The following is a 16,180-nucleotide window of genomic DNA, read 5'->3' as shown; positions in this document are numbered from 1 at the left end:
TTTCTCCTTTCGATTATCTCTCGTCCAAAACAACAGTCAGATGGCTCATTCTCTTGTTGATCCTGTATGCTCTGCCCTGTGCCCTAGGCTGAATTCTCTTCATGATAGGGCCGTTGCTTGCATAACACTCAGCAATGTAGAGATTTGATCTGTTCATGCCCTTGTTGTTCTCAGCGTTTGCTACAGCACTGTTAAGAAGCTTGTAGATTACGCTTGAAGCATATCTGGGATTGTATGCAAGAATTGCAAGTGCAGTCTCTACATCCTTTCCTCTGATAGCGTCCATGACAAAGCATGCCTTCTGAACAGGTATTCTTGCGTAAGATAACTTTGCAAAAGGTCTTGTTTCTCTATTGTCATGATTTCTTGTTCTTTTAATTTGTGCTCTATGCTTGATTTCCTTTTCCACGGAATAGACCTCCTTTCATTGAATCACTGATTAGTTTACGCTGCTCTTTCTCTCAACGGGAGAGCTGCCTGCGTGTCCTCTGAATGTTCTGGTGGGAACGAACTCACCGAGCTTGTGACCAACCATATCCTCAGTAACATATACAGGAATATGCTTTCTTCCGTCGTGAACAGCTATTGTGTGTCCAACAAAAGACGGGAAAATTGTTGAACGACGTGACCAGGTCTTGATAATCTGCTTCTGGCCTTCTGCGTTCATAGCATCTATCTTCTTGAGCAGGCTTGCGTCTGCAAAAGGTCCCTTTTTAAGTGATCTAGACATTTCATTCCTCCTTATTTGATGGCTTTACCGTTTCTTCTTCTTACGATCAGCTTGTTAGAAGCCTTCTTAGACTTACGTGTCTTGTAACCAAGAGCAGGCTTGCCCCAAGGTGTGCTGGGACCTGAACGTCCAATAGGTGCGCGTCCTTCTCCACCACCATGAGGATGGTCGTTGGGGTTCATAACAGAACCACGAACTGTAGGACGGATGCCCATGTGACGAACACGACCGGCTTTACCATAGTTGATAAGGTTGTGATCACCATTTCCTACAACACCGATTGTTGCTCTGCACTCGATAGGAACCATTCTCATCTCGCCTGAAGGAAGACGAAGTGTTGCATACTTACCTTCTTTAGCCATGAGCTGAGCTGCGTTACCAGCGGAACGAACCATCTGGCCGCCCTTACCGGGATAAAGCTCAATGTTGTGTACGTTTTCACCGACAGGGATCTGTGAAAGAGGGAGGCAGTTACCAACACGGATTTCTGCGTTAGCACCGTTCATAACTGTCATTCCGTCTGTCAATCCGTTAGGTGCAAGGATGTAAGCCTTTGTGCCATCCTCGTACTGGATGAGTGCGATATTTGCTGATCTGTTAGGATCATACTCAATTCCGATAACCTTTGCAGGCATATCGTCCTTGTTTCTCTTGAAATCTACGATTCTGTACTTAACTCTGCCGCCGCATCCGCGATGTCTTACAGTGATCTTACCCTGGTTGTTACGTCCAGCTTTGCTGTTCTTAGAAACCAGAAGTGACTTCTCGGGAGTTGACTTTGTGATCTCTGAGAAATCAGATCCTGTCATGTTTCTTCTGGATGGGGTATAAGGGCCGTACTTCTTAATTCCCATGATTATTTCTCCTTCTTTTTATCACGCGCCTAGGCGATCTTCATCGCCCGAACCCCGGACTCAAAAATTGGGTTCACACGTATAGTTAGTAGTTATTGTGATGAGCACCGAAGGTGTTCAAATTAGAGTCCCTGGAAGATCTCGATGTCCTTGCTGTCCTCTGTGAGCTGAACGATGGCTTTCTTGGTCTTAGCTGTGTAGCCTACAATCATGCCACGTCTCTTTCTCTTTCCGTCAGCGTTGAGGGTGTTAACCTTAGCAACCTTTGTTCCCTCAAACATCTTCTCTACAGCTTCCTTGATCTGTGTCTTGTTAGCTTCAGGATTAACAAGGAAAGTGTACTTCTTGTCTGCCATTGCGTTCATGCTCTTCTCTGTAAGAACGGGCTTAAGGATTACGTCATAATACTGTAATGCTGCCATTAGCAATACACCTCCTCAATCTTTGCTACTGCATCCTTTGTAAGGACGAGTGTTCTTGCGTTTACGATATCATATACATTAAGTGTGTTTGTCAGAGTTGTGTTAGCCTCTGCAAGGTTTCTTGCTGAAAGTACTACGTTCTGATCATTGTCAGCCAGAACAACAAGTGCCTTACGTGTAGCCTTGAGGTTGTTCATAACCTCTGCAAACTTCTTGGTCTTGATCTCATCAAACTTGAGCTCATCAACAACGATAAGGTTGCCTGCCTGAGCCTTGTCTGTAAGTGCAGACTTGAGGGCTGCTCTCTTCTCTTTCTTGTTCATCTTGAAAGAGTAATCTCTGGGAACGGGAGCAAATACGACTCCGCCGCCCTTCCACTGAGGAGCTCTGATAGAACCCTGTCTTGCGTGACCTGTTCCCTTCTGTCTCCAAGGCTTTCTTCCGCCTCCGGAAACTTCAGAACGTGTCTTTGCTTTCTGTGTACCCTGGCGCTTATCAGCGAGCTGCTGAAGAACAGCCATGTGTACGAGATGTTCGTTTATTTCAACTCCGAAGATAGCATCGCTCAGATCGATTGTGCCAACTTCTTTGCCTTCCATATTGTAAACAGATACATTAGCCATCTGTATGGTCCTCCTTTCGCGTTCTATTAGTTTTCAGCCTTTACTGTTTCCTTGATTGTAACAAGTCCCTTCTTAGGTCCGGGAATAGCGCCCTTAACAAGAATGAGATTCTTGTCAGCATCTACTCTTACAACCTCAAGATTCTGAACTGTTACCTTTACGCTGCCCATGTGACCAGGCATTCCCTTACCCTTGAATACACGGCTGGGATCTGAACTTGAACCATTAGAACCCTGATGACGGTGGAACTTGGAACCGTGAGCCATAGGTCCTCTGTGCTGACCATTCTTCTTGATGGCACCCTGGAATCCTTTTCCCTTTGATACTGCTGTAGCATCGATCTTGTCGCCCTCAGCAAAGATATCTGCCTTGATCTCTGCGCCAAGCTCGTACTCAGCTGCGTTCTCAAACTTGAACTCTCTTACAAATCTCTTGCAAGAAACTCCGGCCTTCTTGAAATGACCCTGCTCAGCCTTTGTTGCTCCGTGACGATGGTAGATTGTCTTGTTACCGTTCTTGTCCTTGTTAACAACTTTTTCCTTCTTGTCAACAAAGCCAACCTGAACTGCGCTGTAACCATCATTCTCAACTGTCTTGATCTGTGTTACTACGCAAGGACCTGCCTGAAGAACAGTTACAGGTACCAGTGAACCATCCTCTTTGAAGATCTGAGTCATTCCGACTTTTGTAGCTAAAATAGCCTTCTTCATGATTTTACCTCCTTATTACGTCTACAGCGGATGCTTACTTCGTTCGCAATGTCGTCAATTGTCATCTGACAATTATCCAGTTATCACGGCATCATGCGTCTCGCATCATACTAGTAGAGGTGATTGATAGTTAATTATTTCATTTTGATATTGATGTTAACACCTGCAGGCATCTCGAGTCTCTGAAGAGCCTCAACAGTCTTTGATGTAGGTGTGATGATATCGATCAGTCTCTTGTGTGTTCTCTGCTCGAACTGCTCTCTGGAATCCTTGTACTTGTGAACAGCTCTTAAGATAGTAACAACTTCCTTCTTAGTAGGAAGAGGCACCGGTCCGCTCACCTGAGATCCGTTCTTCTTGACTGTCTCGATGATCTTCTTGGCAGATGCATCAACAAGCTGATGATCATAAGCCTTAAGTGTAATTCTCATTACCTGATTTGCCATAAAAAAAGTCGCCTCCTTTTCGCACTTTTTGATGAAGTACGACAAGCGGTGACTGTACACTCTCCCGTGTGTGTCCCGACCCTTAACACATAGTAAGGCTCATGGAACTCTCTACACGTCGTTTCTGCCCTGGGTTAAGAGGCAGACTTAGAATTGTCTGTACAGTGACTTGTCGTCAGTTTGTTTGGCCATTATTCCGGCCTCTAGACATTCGCTCCACGGAAAACCTGCTTAACTGGATAAAGCAGCAACCTCACGCTTCATAGCTATCATGTCACAGCGTTTGTTAGTATAAAACATTTTTTGTGCATATGCAACAACTTTTTATAAATTAATCTCTTTTATCCCAAAATCAGCGTTTTACGACTGTTTTTCTTGATCTAATTTAATCTTTTGTCATATGCATATAGACCTGTCAACCCCTTAACGGTAAAATGCTTCGTGCAATTGTAACAAAATTTAATTTAGTATATCATATAAGTGTTATTTTATTATAGAAGAAACAGCATTGGAGAATATATATGTGGATTGCAGATAATTGGAAAGACTATGAAGTAATAGACACTTCCTCCGGGGAGAAGCTTGAGAGATGGGGAGATTATTTTCTTGTCCGTCCCGATCCCCAGGTAATATGGAACACCGACAAGAATCACTTCGGCTGGAAGAAACCCAACGGCCACTACCACCGCAGCAACAAAGGCGGCGGTGAATGGGAGTTCAACAAGCTGCCCGAGGAGTGGTCCATCTCCTACAAAGACCTTACCTTTAATCTGAAGCCCTTCAGCTTCAAGCACACAGGTCTTTTCCCTGAGCAGGCTGCCAACTGGGATTGGTTCTCTACATTAATAAAGGAAGCAAATCGCCCCATTAAGGTCCTTAACCTTTTTGCCTATACCGGCGGAGCAACCGTTTCCGCAGCAAAGGCCGGCGCCGCGGTAACTCATGTGGATGCCTCAAAGGGAATGGTTTTATGGGCAAAAGAAAATGCGGCTGCATCGGGACTTGCCGAAGCGCCCATAAGGTATCTTGTGGACGACTGTGTTAAGCTCGTTGAGAGAGAGATCCGCCGCGGCAACAGATACGATGCCATAATCATGGATCCCCCTTCCTACGGAAGAGGCCCCAAGGGCGAGATCTGGAAAATAGAGGATTCGGTATTTCCGTTTATCAAGCTGACTTCACAGCTTCTTTCGGATGATCCCCTGTTCTTCCTTATTAATTCATACACCACGGGACTGCAGCCCGCAGTTCTCTCCTATATGCTCCACACTGTGCTTGATCCCATTCACAAGGGAACAGTGGAAGCCGGCGAAATCGGTCTTCCCGTTAAATCAAACGGGCTGATCCTTCCCTGCGGTGCCAGCGGAAGATGGACCGCACAATAATACTAAAGAACTGTCCTTATCATTATACAAGCAATAAAAATGCACATTACTCTGTGACTTCTGTCATGATCAGAGAATGTGCATTTTTGATTCTTTATTCAGTTTCGTCGATCTTTTCACGGATCTGCTGCATCCTCATGTCGATCTGATTGATGAGGTCTGCACTGAACTTCAGGTCTTCAGTTATAACGTCGGCGTTTTCAATATCTTTTTTGTACTTCATCTTGTGCTCGAGGCTTGCCCAGAAATCCATGGCTATGGTTCTGAACTGTACCTCAACCTTCATGTATTCCTTGTCCTGAGTCAGGAAAATAGGAATCTCGATGATAAGGTGAAGACTTCTGTATCCACTGCTCTTGGGCTTCTTGATGTAATCCTTGCGCTGTATGACTCTTATGTCATCCTGCTTGGTAAGACAATCGGCCAGCATATAGATGTCATCCACAAAGGAACATATAACACGAATTCCGGCTATATCCGAAAGTTCTTTTTCAATGTTCTCGAGAGTGAATTCAACACCTTTGCTCTCCAGCTTGTTGTAGATGCTAAGCGGTGTCTTTATCCTCATCTTGATGGCTTCAAAAGGATTTCTCTTGTTCCGAAGAGCAAGGTCCTTGTTCAGCACGTCAAGTTTGGTTCTGATCTCCGAGAGTGCACAGTCATATTTCATCATCATGACTCTGAAACCCTCGATCTGATCTTTCATTTTGAGGAGTTTCTCTACGTCGACCTGTGTGATCTCCTCAGTATTGTATTTGTTTGCGCCCCCTGTTATACCGGTGAAGTTCATTTTGGAGTAGTCTAAATGCTCTACTGCCATGGACTCACTTCCTTTCCCATAATTTCTCCATTTAATTATAATCCCATCCTTTTAAAACTCTGTGAACGAATTATAAAGAATTTCTTACAGGCAAAAATATTCCGCGCAGCTGTTACACCGCGCGGAATCCCTCATAAAAAAACCACAAGCCCCTGTTTAACAGGGTGATATACCTTAATTGTTAATTGTTACTTGCTATAGGCAGCCTGTCAGGCAGATCTGCCAGAGAAACAACACTGTATTCAAGTTCGGTTCTGGGACCGGCCAGAGTCTTGAACTTGTTCAGTATTCTTCTGTAAACAATTTTGCAGCTCTCCTTGTTGGTACCTACCAGAAGGAGAAGGAACTGCGATGCCGAGTACTTACAATAGGTATCGCCCTGTCTTAAGGTCAACGAGATGGCCTCCTGGAGGAGGTTCGCTCTTGTCTCAAGTTTGGCGGCGTTGGTGATTCTTTTGCCTTCGTAATCCACGATGTTAAGAAGCATCATGTAAACGGACTGGCCGCTTCTCTCCATGTTGCGGCTGAGGATATGGTACGCATCGATAAAACTCGGGAATGAGCAATCGTATGCGCCTTCATCATGTCTTCTCACAGAATCTCTCTGCTCAAGGATACCGTCCCTGATCTGAAGGATCTTGCCGGGAGTATTGGTGATCTGGCGGCTCATCTTGTCGTAGCAGGCAAGAAGGTCGCTGCTGGGTGTGATTCCCAGTTCATCAGTGTAATATCTTACGGTCTCATCATATACAGCATAAGCTTCCTTGAAGGACTCCATACCGATAAGGGCGTTGATCTCACCGACCTGCCACTCCTCGTCGGGGTAGAGTTCTGCAGCTCTCTTGTATACTCTGTACATGGATTCGTAATCGCGTTTCTCTTCATAGTACTGGCCGAGGGTTATGACGCACTCGGTGTACATCTTCTGAAGCTGCACACTCTTGATGATAAGCCACTCCTGAGTGGAAAGCTCGGGAAGAACTTCACCCACATACTCATCAAAAGCATCCTTATAAAAAGCGATCTGCTCTGAAAGATCGTCTGCCTTTCTGGCATTCTCCACGCTTCTCATGAACCTTACAACATCCAGATCCATGTCAACTTCCTCATCCATGAAGAAGATGCCGTCTCTGTTCACGATGTAGTCGTGTTCCGGAAGTCCGGACTTGCTCAGCTGCTTGTGCATCTGATAGATCAGATTGTTAAAGCTGTTGCTTAAGTTTGACTGCTCCTCCCTGTCATAAAGGATATTAGTGAGCTGTTCCTTAGGAATTCCGATATCACCGCTGAGCCAAACAATTTCCAGAAGCTGTATATACTTGGCGGTTTTGTTCTTGCCAATGGAAACATTCCTTCCATCGTATGTGATTGCAAGGCCGCCAAACATTTGTATTTTTATCTTATTTGTTTTCTCCTCACCCATAATGTCACCTCAATTATCTGTTGACTGCCTCCTTGGCGTTGCCAATGTAATTGCAGATACTATAGCCGTCCGATAGTCCGTTTCCTTTGTCCGCTCTGAAGTCTGACCATTTACAGCACCAGCACTCCCTCATTGGAACAAGGGCATCGTCGTTGGGTTCGAAGTGTTCGCAACAATGGTTTTCTGAAACAACCATCATTCCCATTTCATCAAACATAAGATTATCCATCTCATGTGCCCCCTGATAAAAATGTTGTTATTCCTACACCATAAGGATATCTCATATAGTATAGGAAAAACGATGATTGTCGCAAATTGTACGTTTTTTGTCGCGGATTGTATAGTATGGTGAGTTTTTATCTGTGTTTTGAGGTTATACTACCTTCTTACCTCTCTTAAATACTGCCTTCAGCTCAAGAGTGTCCTTGTCAAGAAGCACCAGATCTGCATATTTGCCTTCTGCGATTTCACCGTGAAGGTCATCGATTCCGATGCGTCTTGCGGGATTTATCGTAGCTGCAGCCACAGCCTTTTCAAGAGGGATCCCCATTGTCTTAACAACTATTGTCAGGCAGTCCATAAGATCAGAGCCCGATCCTGCGATGCTTCCGCCCTCTTTGAGCCTGCACTCTCTGCCTTTCTTCTCGACCGGCATTCCGCCAAGGTCATACTCTCCGTCAGGCATTCCGGTGGCACGCATGCTGTCGCTTATAAGTATCATCCTGTCTTTGCCAAGGATCTTGAAAGTGTTCCTTACAACTGCGGGATGAATGTGGATGTTGTCACAGATAAGCTCTGCGGTAACATTGTCACTGTCAAACACAGCTCCCACAACTCCGGGATTTCTGTGGTCCATTCCCGTCATGGCGTTGTAAAGGTGAACAGCGTGGCAGGCACCGGCATTGATGGCTCTTTTTGCAAAGTCGTAGTCAGCTGCCGTGTGGGCAAGAGATACTGTAACCTTGTCCTTAACTGCCTTGATGTACTCCTCGAAGCCTTCGTTGCATTCGGGCGCGATGCCTATGATCTTAAGAAGGCCATTGGAAGCCTCCACAAATTCCTCGACAATTTTGGGATTGCAATTGATTATAAACTCTTCATTCTGGGCGCCCTTCTTGACTCTGCTGATAAAGGGTCCCTCCATGTTAAAGCCAACAAGCTCTGAACAATCCTGCCTGTCTTCCTTTGCAAACTCAGCTCCGGTTGCAAGAACGTTTTTAAGGGTTTCCACAGGAAGGGTCAGTGTTGCGGGACAGATGGCCGTAACTCCCCTTGAGAGCTCATATTCAGCGATCTTTACGAAGTCATCAAAGCCTCCGTCGCAGACATCGCTTCCCATGGCTCCGTGGAAATGAATATCAACAAGCCCCGGGATTGCATAGCACCCCGAGGCGTCAAATACTTCCTCCGAAGGATCGGAACTGCCCGTAAATCTGCCGTCCCTCATATTGATATCTCTTTTCACAAAAGTCTGATTCTCTCCGAAAACCAAAGCACCTGTAATCTTCATCTTAATCACCTCAGATATCTGTTTCTGTATTCGTTGGCACTCATGCCGGTGTACTTCTTGAACACTCTGGAAAAATGGGCTGTGTCCACAAATCCCACTCTCTCTGAAATGTCCGCGATATGAAGGGATGAGTCCTCCATAAGTTTCTTGGCGTTCTCGATCCTGATCTCGTTAAGAACATCCGAAAAGCTCTTGCCCGTGCTGTTAAGGAGCTTGCTAAGGTGCCAGTGGCTCACATAGACCTTCTCGGCAACATCGGTGAGCTGAAGCTTCTCCTTGTAGTGCTGCTCCATGTAGCTGATGGCCTGGTTCACCACAAAGTTGTTGGCACTGGCATTGTCATCCTGACCCTGGGAGGCCGTGGTCTTAGCTTGTTCTTCGATCCGGGAAAACTTCTCGGACAGCGCCTCCATGGTTTCATTAAGTTCTTTCATTTTGGAAGGTTTAACAAGATAGCGGAATACGCCAAGATTAAGGGCCTGACGGGCATAATCGAAATCCCTGTAGCCTGTCAGCACCACAACCTGAAGATCCCTGTGCTCTGAGCGCAGGGCAGCCACCATGGTAAGTCCGTCCATGCCGGGCATCCTTATATCAGTAAAAAGAATGTCCGGATCATGCTTCTCTACCATGGCCAGCCCCTCTTTTGCAGAGGCTGCAGTCCCCACTACAACACAGTCGTATTTTTCCCACTCAACAATCTTGCGAAGTCCCTCAACAATAAGGGGCTCATCGTCAACGATAATAACCTTTCTCATACTTATCCCTTCACGGCACCGGCTGTCATACCTTTAATTATATACTTCTGAAGAAAAATATAAACAACAATTACAGGTATGATTACCAGGGTAACAGCGGAAGCCATAAGTCCGTAGTTGGTACCCTCCTTGGAGGTCAGCTCGTTCAAAAGCCTTGTGATGGCCTGCATCTCAGGTCTTCTCAAGAAGAACATCTGGGTAAACAGGTCGTTGTAACTCCACAGGAATGAGAAAATTGCCACAGTCACGAAGGATGGCTTGCCAAGGGGCAGCACGATCCTGAAAAAGATCTGTGGTATGGAGCAGCCCTCAAGATGAGCCGCTTCTTCCAGCTCAAGAGGCAGTGATTGCACATAGCCCATGAGCACGATGATGGCAAAGCTTAGGTTTCCCGCCACCTGGGGAAGGATAACCGAGATCATGTTAAGGATCCAGCTGTCGGTATTGGTGATGTGCCAGCTTGTCTCCATGGTATATACGGGAATGATGGTGGAAAAAACAGGAAACATCATGGCTGCTATTACCATGGTGTGGCACAGCTTCTTTATCCTGAAATCAAATCTTACAAGGGCAAAGGATGCAAGCCCCGCCAGCAGCATAACTCCCACGGTTACGCAGCCGGAGATGAAAATACTGTTGATATATGCGTGGGCGATATCAAGTCTCTCGAAGGCCCTTCGGTAGTTGGCCAGGGTAAAGAGCGGTCCGATGGGCAGCGCAAAGCTCTGCTGAAGGATCTTGTCCTTGGCCTTGAAGGAGTTCTCCAGAACCCAGAAAAGCGGGTAAATGGTGGTAAGTGCCCAGGCACCCAATATGATATAGAGGGCTGTCAGCCCCAGTTTATTCCTCTTCATATCAGAAGTCCTCGCTTTCCTTGAACACTGCTCTCGTGATCCTTGAGAGCACAACACCCAGAACTACGATGAGAACCGCAAGGGTTGCGCCGTAGTCAACGTTCTTGGCCTCCATGGTCTGGTAGTACATGTAGGTTCCGGTAAGGAAGGTCTCCTTAAGGGGCATTCCCTTGGGGAACATGGTCCATGGAAGATCGAATACCTTTAGAGCTCCGGTTACACCAAGAGTAAGGCAGGTGCAGATAACGTTTCTAAGAAGCGGAAGTGAAATGTAGATTACCCTCTGGAATCTTGTGGCGCCGTCGATGGCTGCCGATTCGTAGAGCTCCTGGGATATGTTGTTAAGGCCCGTCTCAAGGATTACAAAGTAGAATCCCACATACTGCCACACAACAGGGATCATCATGGTAAGGATTGCCAGTTTCTCGCCTTTCCAGTCGGTAAGGGTAGTCTTTCCAAACAGTTCCAGGAACTGATTCAGCATACCTTTGTCATACAGGAAGATCAGGTTGAACAATAGCCCCAGCGCAGTAGCCGAAATAACGATGGGGAAGAAGTATACCGTCCTGAAGAACTGAGTGCCTTTCTCTATATTGTCAACAAGGATCGCCAGCAAAAGAGCTATTCCAACCTGGCCGACGATGGTTGCAATTATCATAAGGAATGTGTTTTTCAGTGAAGTGCGGACAACCGGGTCCGTAACCAGCTTCACATAGTTCTCATACCAGGGATCGTTCCATTTGGTCCCGTAGGTTCCAAGATTCTTAATGGCCCTGAAGCTTCCGTATATATTTACAAAAAAGGGATAATACAGATAAAGGATCAAAAAGATAAATGCCGGTGCAAGGAAAAAGAAAACGTATTTTTTGCTTTTGTAAATGTTAGACATACATAACCCCTCTTTAAAAATCGACCGGCAATTTGTTTCATTGCCGGTCGAAAAACTCACAGGTCTAACTGTCTTTAGAAATTACTGAGCATCGAGATAAACATCGATACCTTCCTGAACTGCATCTGCTGCGGATACATTGCCTACAACGATGTCAGGCATTCCGTCGAAGGTAGATACTCTGCAGTCTCCGTTGAAGAGATCCTGAACTGCGCCTGTAAGAGATGTAACACCACTCATCATGGACATAGCCTTTACCTGAAGAGCATTGAACTGTGTCTCGTCAACAGCGGGAGCATTCTTAAGAGCTGATGCTGTGTGCTGTGCGAACTGAGGAACAACCTCATCACTTGTCATGTAAGAAACGAAGCTTACAGCTGCTGCTCTCTTGTCGGGATCATCCCATGCCTTTTTTGTGATGTAGTAACCCATTGAAAGACCGCCGATCATATCAGTTGTCTTACGATTTCCCTTGCCGGGGAAGTAGGTAACATCAAAGTTAGCAAGCTTGTCAGCGTCAAGAGTTGAAGGATCCTCGGGATCTGACTGGCAGGAACCAACGATACCGCCAACCTTCCAGGAACCGTCAAGAAGGAATGCTGCCTTGCCGTCTGTGAACATAGCGAAGGTCTCATCATCTGTAGCTGAAAGTGTGTTGTCAGGGAAATAGCCTTTCTCATAGAGGGTCTTGATATCCTCAAGTCCTGCTACCCACTGTGATCCTGTAGCATCATCTGCTGCGCCGGGGATATCCAGGTGATTTGCGGGTGTCTGCTGATTGAAGATCGCGAACTCCCACCAGTAGTGAGGAATGTTGCCAAGAGCTGCTGCGATAGGTGCATAGCCTGCATCCTTGATCTTCTGGCAGTCCTCAAGGAACTGATCCCATGTGTAGTCTGCGCCGGGCATTGCTACGCCTGCAGCATCAAGAACTGCTGTGTTTACGAACATTGCTTCCCAGTATCCGTTTACGGGAACTGCATACTTAACGCCATCTGCAGGAGAAGCTGCGATGAGGTCATCGTTCATGTTGGATGCAAAGTCAGGGAACTCTGCTCTGATTTCGTCGATGGAAACAACCTTGCCTGCATTGACGAAATCATTTGCGTCTGCTCCGTTGAAGAAGAACAGAACGTCGGGCTCTGAGCCTGTCTCAAAGTCTGTGATGATCCTTGTCTTAAAGGTCTCATCGGATGTTGCTGAAGTATCGCTTACAGTATTGCCTGTAGCTGCTTCCCAGCCGGCAACTGCATTCTTGTAATTCTGAGCGTTGCTGTCCTCGCCTGCGAATGTTGTGGTTACGGTGAGTTCAACAGGGCCTGCTGCCTCAGTCTCAGCTGCGGGCTCCTCAGCAGCGGGTGTCTCAGCTGCGGGTGCCTCGGTCTGGGCGGGTGAGGGTTCTGCAGGTGCAGGAGCAGCACTTCCACATCCTACTACCATGGATGCAGTCATGATTGCTGTCATCAGAGCTGCGGTAAGCTTTTTCATTTTCATACTTTCTCCCTTCTGCGCTGTCAGTGCGCAAATCCTTCGTTTTTTGTATCTTAAGGATACCAAGGAGGGTCTTTAAAGCGGATTGCTGAAATTGTTATTTTTTGACAAAAATAGTGCTAATTGTATTTCCTTTTCCATCAGGTTCGATAGTAAGATGACTGTCTCCCCCGTAGATCATCTTAAGTCTTCGGTTAACATTCCTGATTCCGATACGGGTTGTCCTCTCTTCCATGGGCTTTATCTCCAGGTCATCCGAAAGGAGCTCACGGATCTTTTCCATATCTTCAGAGGAGGGCTCTCCGGGGTTGATGATTATGATCTGCATGTCAACCTCTTCTCCATAGGCGGTTCCCTGTATCTTCAGGGATACGTGCCTTGCGCCGTTGTCCTCGCTTCCGTATTCTACGGCATTCTCGATGACCGGCTGTATGATAAGCCTTGGCACCTTCACATTAAGAAGGAGCGGATCGATCTCTTCCTCATAGGCGAATCTGTCCTGATATCTGCATTCTATTATGTAGAGATAGGCCCTTACATACTCCATCTCCTCAGAGATTGTGATAAGCGACTGCCTGTTTCTGTCCATGGTGGCTGACATCATGGTGGACAGTGCCTCGATCATGCTGCTGACCTTCTCCTCGCCGTGGATCCTGGCTTCCCAGTTGATGATCTCCAGGGTGTTATTGAGGAAATGAGGATTTATCTGGGATTGCAGCGCATGAATATTGGCATCACGAAGTGCAATCTCCTCAACGAATATCTTGTTAAACTGCTCGCTGAGCTTGTCGGACATGAGATTGAAGTTGTGGGTAAGATCTGCAATCTCACCCTCCTGCCTTTTTGTGCTCTCCTCCACCTTTATTCCGTACTTGCCCTCAGCAAGCTGCTTGGAAGCCTCGGTGAGGGTGGTAATGGGCCTGTTGATCCTGCTGTTGAAGAAGTAGATCATCATTGCGATAAGAGGGATCAGGAACAAAAGAACAATCCCGAAAGTCACATTGATGGACCTCTTCTCAAGGTTTACTGCGCCCGAGTCGTAGGCTACTGCATAGTTGAAATTGCCGTCAACGCTCTTCTTGCGGCATGCCACCAGATCTTTTCCCCCCTGCCTTGTCATGATGGCCTTATCGGCATAAGGAAGTGCTGCGTGAAACTCAAATTCATCGCCTTCGGACCAGAGAAGCTCATCGTCAAAAGAGATCTGCATTCCCCGGTACTCCCAGACGCTCTTAAGACTCTCGAAGATCTGCTCAGGGTTAAGCTCCATCACCAGGACCGCGTAGCTTTTAAAGCTTCTGTTCATCAGGTTTCTTATCATGTACACATGACCCCTTGAGGAAAAGAACTCTGTCCTGGTATCCAGGTCTTTGGAGCGCTTTAGTACCTCTGCCCTTACGGAGTCCTTGAAATAGCGTATTCTTGAGACGCTGCCGCGGCCGGTAGTATTGCCGGTGTAGTATATGTTTTCGGGCTCATCAGTAAATATGAGCACCGTCATGTCAAAACTTGGATTGTATTTGTACTGCTCCGCAAGAAATACGGTGACGTCGTTGTAGAGTTTGCCCTCATCGCCGCTTTTCTCGTAGGCATTCCAGGCATCCCTTACATAAGGAAGATAAGACGCGTTCTTGGATGCGTCTATACAATCAGAAAGGCGGAGAATACAGATCTCCGCCGCCTTTTCCATAGATGTGGTAATGGTCCGCTCGCTCTGTCTGTCGAGCCTTCCAGTCACCACCACCAGAAACAGCAGCACAATAGCCGTTAACGGAACAAGCCATCCAATCGCCAAAAACCTTAGCATCTGCCATTTCAGTGTCTTTTTACTTTTCATTTGTTATCCTTCCAGTCCCAGAAAATCTCTGTAGATAGCGCATACTTTTTCTGCCGAATCCTTGTCCGGCATTTCACAGAAAATTCTAAGAAGCGGCTCCGTGCCTGAAAATCTTGCACTCACCCATCCCCCATTTTTAAAGTATACCTTACAGCCATCCATATAGGAAGTCTTTTGAATATCAAAGGGAAGATCGGGAATCTCCTTGTTCTCAATAAGAACCTTTAAAAGCTCCTCTTTCCTTGAAGCCTTGAAGGAGTAGTTCTTCTCCACCATGAAGAGCCTACCGAACTCCTGCCCGATATCATCGTAGATCTCGGAAATTCTGCGTCCCGTTACAGCCAGCATCTCAACCAGAAGAGCTGCTGCGTACACGCCGTCCTTGCCGTTGATATGGCCGCGCACCGTAAGACCGCCTGAGGACTCGCCGCCTATAAGGGCGTCGGTCTCGGTTATCTTGGCGGAGATGTGCTTGAAGCCAACGGGAACCTCGTAGCACTGCTCGCCGAATCTCTCGGCTATCCTGTCAAGCATATGGGTGGTGCAAAGGTTCCTTACAACCGGGCCCCTCTCATGCCTGAACTTGGTCAGGTAGTAGTAAAGAAGTACCAGAATATCATTGGGAGAAAGATATCTTCCCTTGTCGTCAATAACACCGATCCTGTCCGCATCTCCGTCGGTGGCAATACCGATGTCGCATCTTCCGTCAAGGACGCAGGTCCGCAGGGGCTCCATGGCTGCCTCGTTGGGAGCGGGAAGCTTGCCGCCAAAAAGGGTGTCGTGCCTTGAGTGTATGGTGTCCATCTCGCATCTTGAGGTAAGAAGAATGGTCTTGATGGCAGTCTCACTTACGCCGTACATGGGGTCTAAGGCCACACGAAGGCCTGCTGCCTTTATCTTCTCCACATCAACCCTTGCAAGGATATTGTCGATGTATTCGTTCATGGGGTAGAACTCTTTAATCATGCCCTTTGAAAGAGCTTCGTCGTAGTCCATGGCGGGAACGGGAAGAGCCACATCCAGTATATACTCCTCAACCTCGGCTGTCTGGCGCTCGTCGGCGTCCCTTCCGCCTGCGGTAAAGAGCTTGATGCCGTTGTAGATGGCAGGGTTATGGCTTGCGGTCACCATCATGCCGTAGGGAAGCTCATGCTTCATAACATAGAACATAACAAGAGGTGTGGGGCTTGACTTGTTGATAAGGCTTGCCACGATTCCGTTTGCCGCAAACACTTCACCAGCCCACTTCATTGCCTCTTTTGACAAAAAACGTCTGTCGTAGCCAAGGACGATTCCCTTGTCCGCAACGCCCTCCGACTTCATCTTGGCAGACATGGCCTGGGCCAGGATCTGTACATTTTCCTTGGTGAACTCATCACCGATTATGGCGCGCCATCCGCCGGTTCCGAATTTGATCATCTCTTCTCC

The 16,180-nt window shown here is 46.9% G+C and carries 18 protein-coding genes; 1 reads left to right on the top strand and 17 read right to left on the bottom strand.

The genetic code is table 11. The features are described from left to right. Nucleotides 1–13: 13 nt before the first annotated feature. From rplV to rpsJ, 7 genes are all read right to left on the bottom strand, one after another. On the bottom strand, nucleotides 14–409 hold the full coding sequence (gene rplV, locus T456_RS0105115) for a 50S ribosomal protein L22 (RefSeq protein WP_024865219.1): 396 nt from the start codon (nucleotides 407–409) through the stop codon (nucleotides 14–16). Between the two features lie 30 nt (nucleotides 410–439). Then, the gene (rpsS, locus tag T456_RS0105110) at nucleotides 440–730 is read right to left on the bottom strand and encodes a 30S ribosomal protein S19 (RefSeq protein WP_024865218.1); all 291 of its coding nucleotides are present in this window, start codon (nucleotides 728–730) and stop codon (nucleotides 440–442) included. A gap of 11 nt (nucleotides 731–741) precedes the next feature. Continuing rightward, nucleotides 742–1,584, bottom strand: a complete 843-nt coding sequence (gene rplB, locus T456_RS0105105) for a 50S ribosomal protein L2 (protein ID WP_024865217.1) — start codon at nucleotides 1,582–1,584, stop codon at nucleotides 742–744. A 122-nt stretch (nucleotides 1,585–1,706) separates the two neighbouring features. After that, nucleotides 1,707–2,006, bottom strand: coding sequence for a 50S ribosomal protein L23 (gene rplW / locus T456_RS0105100; RefSeq protein ID WP_024865216.1), 300 nt, complete (start codon nucleotides 2,004–2,006; stop codon nucleotides 1,707–1,709). Then, nucleotides 2,006–2,629: a 50S ribosomal protein L4 gene (rplD, locus tag T456_RS0105095; protein ID WP_024865215.1), complete on the bottom strand. Its 624-nt coding sequence runs from the start codon at nucleotides 2,627–2,629 to the stop codon at nucleotides 2,006–2,008. Before rplD ends, rplW begins: the two co-directional genes overlap by 1 nt. A 26-nt stretch (nucleotides 2,630–2,655) precedes the next feature. Next, nucleotides 2,656–3,339, bottom strand: coding sequence for a 50S ribosomal protein L3 (rplC, locus tag T456_RS0105090; RefSeq protein ID WP_024865214.1), 684 nt, complete (start codon nucleotides 3,337–3,339; stop codon nucleotides 2,656–2,658). A 134-nt stretch (nucleotides 3,340–3,473) separates the two neighbouring features. Next, nucleotides 3,474–3,785, bottom strand: a complete 312-nt coding sequence (gene rpsJ, locus T456_RS0105085; RefSeq protein ID WP_013279995.1) for a 30S ribosomal protein S10 — start codon at nucleotides 3,783–3,785, stop codon at nucleotides 3,474–3,476. Nucleotides 3,786–4,306: 521 nt separating this feature from the next. On the opposite strand from rpsJ, the gene T456_RS0105080 reads away from it, so the two are divergent. Beyond that, nucleotides 4,307–5,170, top strand: coding sequence for a class I SAM-dependent methyltransferase (locus tag T456_RS0105080; RefSeq protein WP_024865213.1), 864 nt, complete (start codon nucleotides 4,307–4,309; stop codon nucleotides 5,168–5,170). Nucleotides 5,171–5,264: 94 nt separating this feature from the next. Here the strand turns inward: T456_RS0105080 and T456_RS19205 are convergent, their stop codons facing one another. The 10 genes from T456_RS19205 to T456_RS0105030 form a co-directional block, all read right to left on the bottom strand. Next, nucleotides 5,265–5,990 carry a GTP pyrophosphokinase gene (locus T456_RS19205; protein ID WP_081748989.1) on the bottom strand — a complete coding sequence of 242 codons (726 nt, stop codon included), beginning with the start codon at nucleotides 5,988–5,990 and terminating at the stop codon, nucleotides 5,265–5,267. A gap of 181 nt (nucleotides 5,991–6,171) precedes the next feature. Next, nucleotides 6,172–7,413, bottom strand: a complete 1,242-nt coding sequence (locus T456_RS0105070) for an AfsR/SARP family transcriptional regulator (protein WP_024865212.1) — start codon at nucleotides 7,411–7,413, stop codon at nucleotides 6,172–6,174. Between the two features lie 13 nt (nucleotides 7,414–7,426). Next, nucleotides 7,427–7,642, bottom strand: a complete 216-nt coding sequence (locus T456_RS0105065; RefSeq protein ID WP_024865211.1) for a hypothetical protein — start codon at nucleotides 7,640–7,642, stop codon at nucleotides 7,427–7,429. A gap of 144 nt (nucleotides 7,643–7,786) precedes the next feature. After that, a complete protein-coding gene (nagA, locus tag T456_RS0105060; protein WP_024865210.1) occupies nucleotides 7,787–8,923 on the bottom strand; it encodes an N-acetylglucosamine-6-phosphate deacetylase in 1,137 nt (378 codons plus the stop codon). Between the two features lie 5 nt (nucleotides 8,924–8,928). Next, nucleotides 8,929–9,681 (bottom strand): response regulator transcription factor, encoded by a 753-nt coding sequence (locus tag T456_RS0105055; RefSeq protein WP_024865209.1) that lies wholly within the window; start codon nucleotides 9,679–9,681, stop codon nucleotides 8,929–8,931. Between the two features lie 2 nt (nucleotides 9,682–9,683). Then, nucleotides 9,684–10,535 (bottom strand): carbohydrate ABC transporter permease, encoded by an 852-nt coding sequence (locus T456_RS0105050; RefSeq protein ID WP_024865208.1) that lies wholly within the window; start codon nucleotides 10,533–10,535, stop codon nucleotides 9,684–9,686. Nucleotide 10,536: 1 nt separating this feature from the next. Then, complete coding sequence (locus T456_RS0105045; RefSeq protein WP_024865207.1) at nucleotides 10,537–11,424, bottom strand: carbohydrate ABC transporter permease; 888 nt, start codon at nucleotides 11,422–11,424, stop codon at nucleotides 10,537–10,539. A gap of 81 nt (nucleotides 11,425–11,505) precedes the next feature. Next, the gene (locus tag T456_RS0105040) at nucleotides 11,506–12,912 is read right to left on the bottom strand and encodes an extracellular solute-binding protein (RefSeq protein WP_024865206.1); all 1,407 of its coding nucleotides are present in this window, start codon (nucleotides 12,910–12,912) and stop codon (nucleotides 11,506–11,508) included. A 100-nt stretch (nucleotides 12,913–13,012) separates the two neighbouring features. Next, nucleotides 13,013–14,752, bottom strand: coding sequence for a sensor histidine kinase (locus T456_RS0105035; RefSeq protein ID WP_024865205.1), 1,740 nt, complete (start codon nucleotides 14,750–14,752; stop codon nucleotides 13,013–13,015). 3 nt (nucleotides 14,753–14,755) lie between these two features. Next, the gene (locus T456_RS0105030; protein ID WP_024865204.1) at nucleotides 14,756–16,171 is read right to left on the bottom strand and encodes a phosphoglucomutase/phosphomannomutase family protein; all 1,416 of its coding nucleotides are present in this window, start codon (nucleotides 16,169–16,171) and stop codon (nucleotides 14,756–14,758) included. Nucleotides 16,172–16,180: the final 9 nt, after the last annotated feature.

The organism is Butyrivibrio sp. FCS014, assembly GCF_000526935.1.
Classification (GTDB): Bacteria; Bacillota; Clostridia; order Lachnospirales; family Lachnospiraceae; genus Butyrivibrio.
Note: the sequence above shows the minus strand (reverse complement) of the source record. Positions and strands in the feature narration are given on the sequence as shown.

Coding starts and splice junctions, on each gene's coding strand:
- T456_RS0105040 (WP_024865206.1), bottom strand. CDS start 12,912: ATGAAAAAGCTTACCGCAGCTCTGATGACAGCAATCATGACTGCATCC.
- rpsS (WP_024865218.1), bottom strand. CDS start 730: ATGTCTAGATCACTTAAAAAGGGACCTTTTGCAGACGCAAGCCTGCTC.
- T456_RS0105065 (WP_024865211.1), bottom strand. CDS start 7,642: ATGGATAATCTTATGTTTGATGAAATGGGAATGATGGTTGTTTCAGAA.
- rplC (WP_024865214.1), bottom strand. CDS start 3,339: ATGAAGAAGGCTATTTTAGCTACAAAAGTCGGAATGACTCAGATCTTC.
- rplW (WP_024865216.1), bottom strand. CDS start 2,006: ATGGCAGCATTACAGTATTATGACGTAATCCTTAAGCCCGTTCTTACA.
- T456_RS0105045 (WP_024865207.1), bottom strand. CDS start 11,424: ATGTCTAACATTTACAAAAGCAAAAAATACGTTTTCTTTTTCCTTGCA.
- T456_RS0105055 (WP_024865209.1), bottom strand. CDS start 9,681: ATGAGAAAGGTTATTATCGTTGACGATGAGCCCCTTATTGTTGAGGGA.
- rplB (WP_024865217.1), bottom strand. CDS start 1,584: ATGGGAATTAAGAAGTACGGCCCTTATACCCCATCCAGAAGAAACATG.
- T456_RS19205 (WP_081748989.1), bottom strand. CDS start 5,990: ATGGCAGTAGAGCATTTAGACTACTCCAAAATGAACTTCACCGGTATA.
- rpsJ (WP_013279995.1), bottom strand. CDS start 3,785: ATGGCAAATCAGGTAATGAGAATTACACTTAAGGCTTATGATCATCAG.
- T456_RS0105035 (WP_024865205.1), bottom strand. CDS start 14,752: ATGAAAAGTAAAAAGACACTGAAATGGCAGATGCTAAGGTTTTTGGCG.
- T456_RS0105080 (WP_024865213.1), top strand. CDS start 4,307: ATGTGGATTGCAGATAATTGGAAAGACTATGAAGTAATAGACACTTCC.
- T456_RS0105030 (WP_024865204.1), bottom strand. CDS start 16,171: ATGATCAAATTCGGAACCGGCGGATGGCGCGCCATAATCGGTGATGAG.
- T456_RS0105070 (WP_024865212.1), bottom strand. CDS start 7,413: ATGGGTGAGGAGAAAACAAATAAGATAAAAATACAAATGTTTGGCGGC.
- rplD (WP_024865215.1), bottom strand. CDS start 2,629: ATGGCTAATGTATCTGTTTACAATATGGAAGGCAAAGAAGTTGGCACA.
- nagA (WP_024865210.1), bottom strand. CDS start 8,923: ATGAAGATTACAGGTGCTTTGGTTTTCGGAGAGAATCAGACTTTTGTG.
- T456_RS0105050 (WP_024865208.1), bottom strand. CDS start 10,535: ATGAAGAGGAATAAACTGGGGCTGACAGCCCTCTATATCATATTGGGT.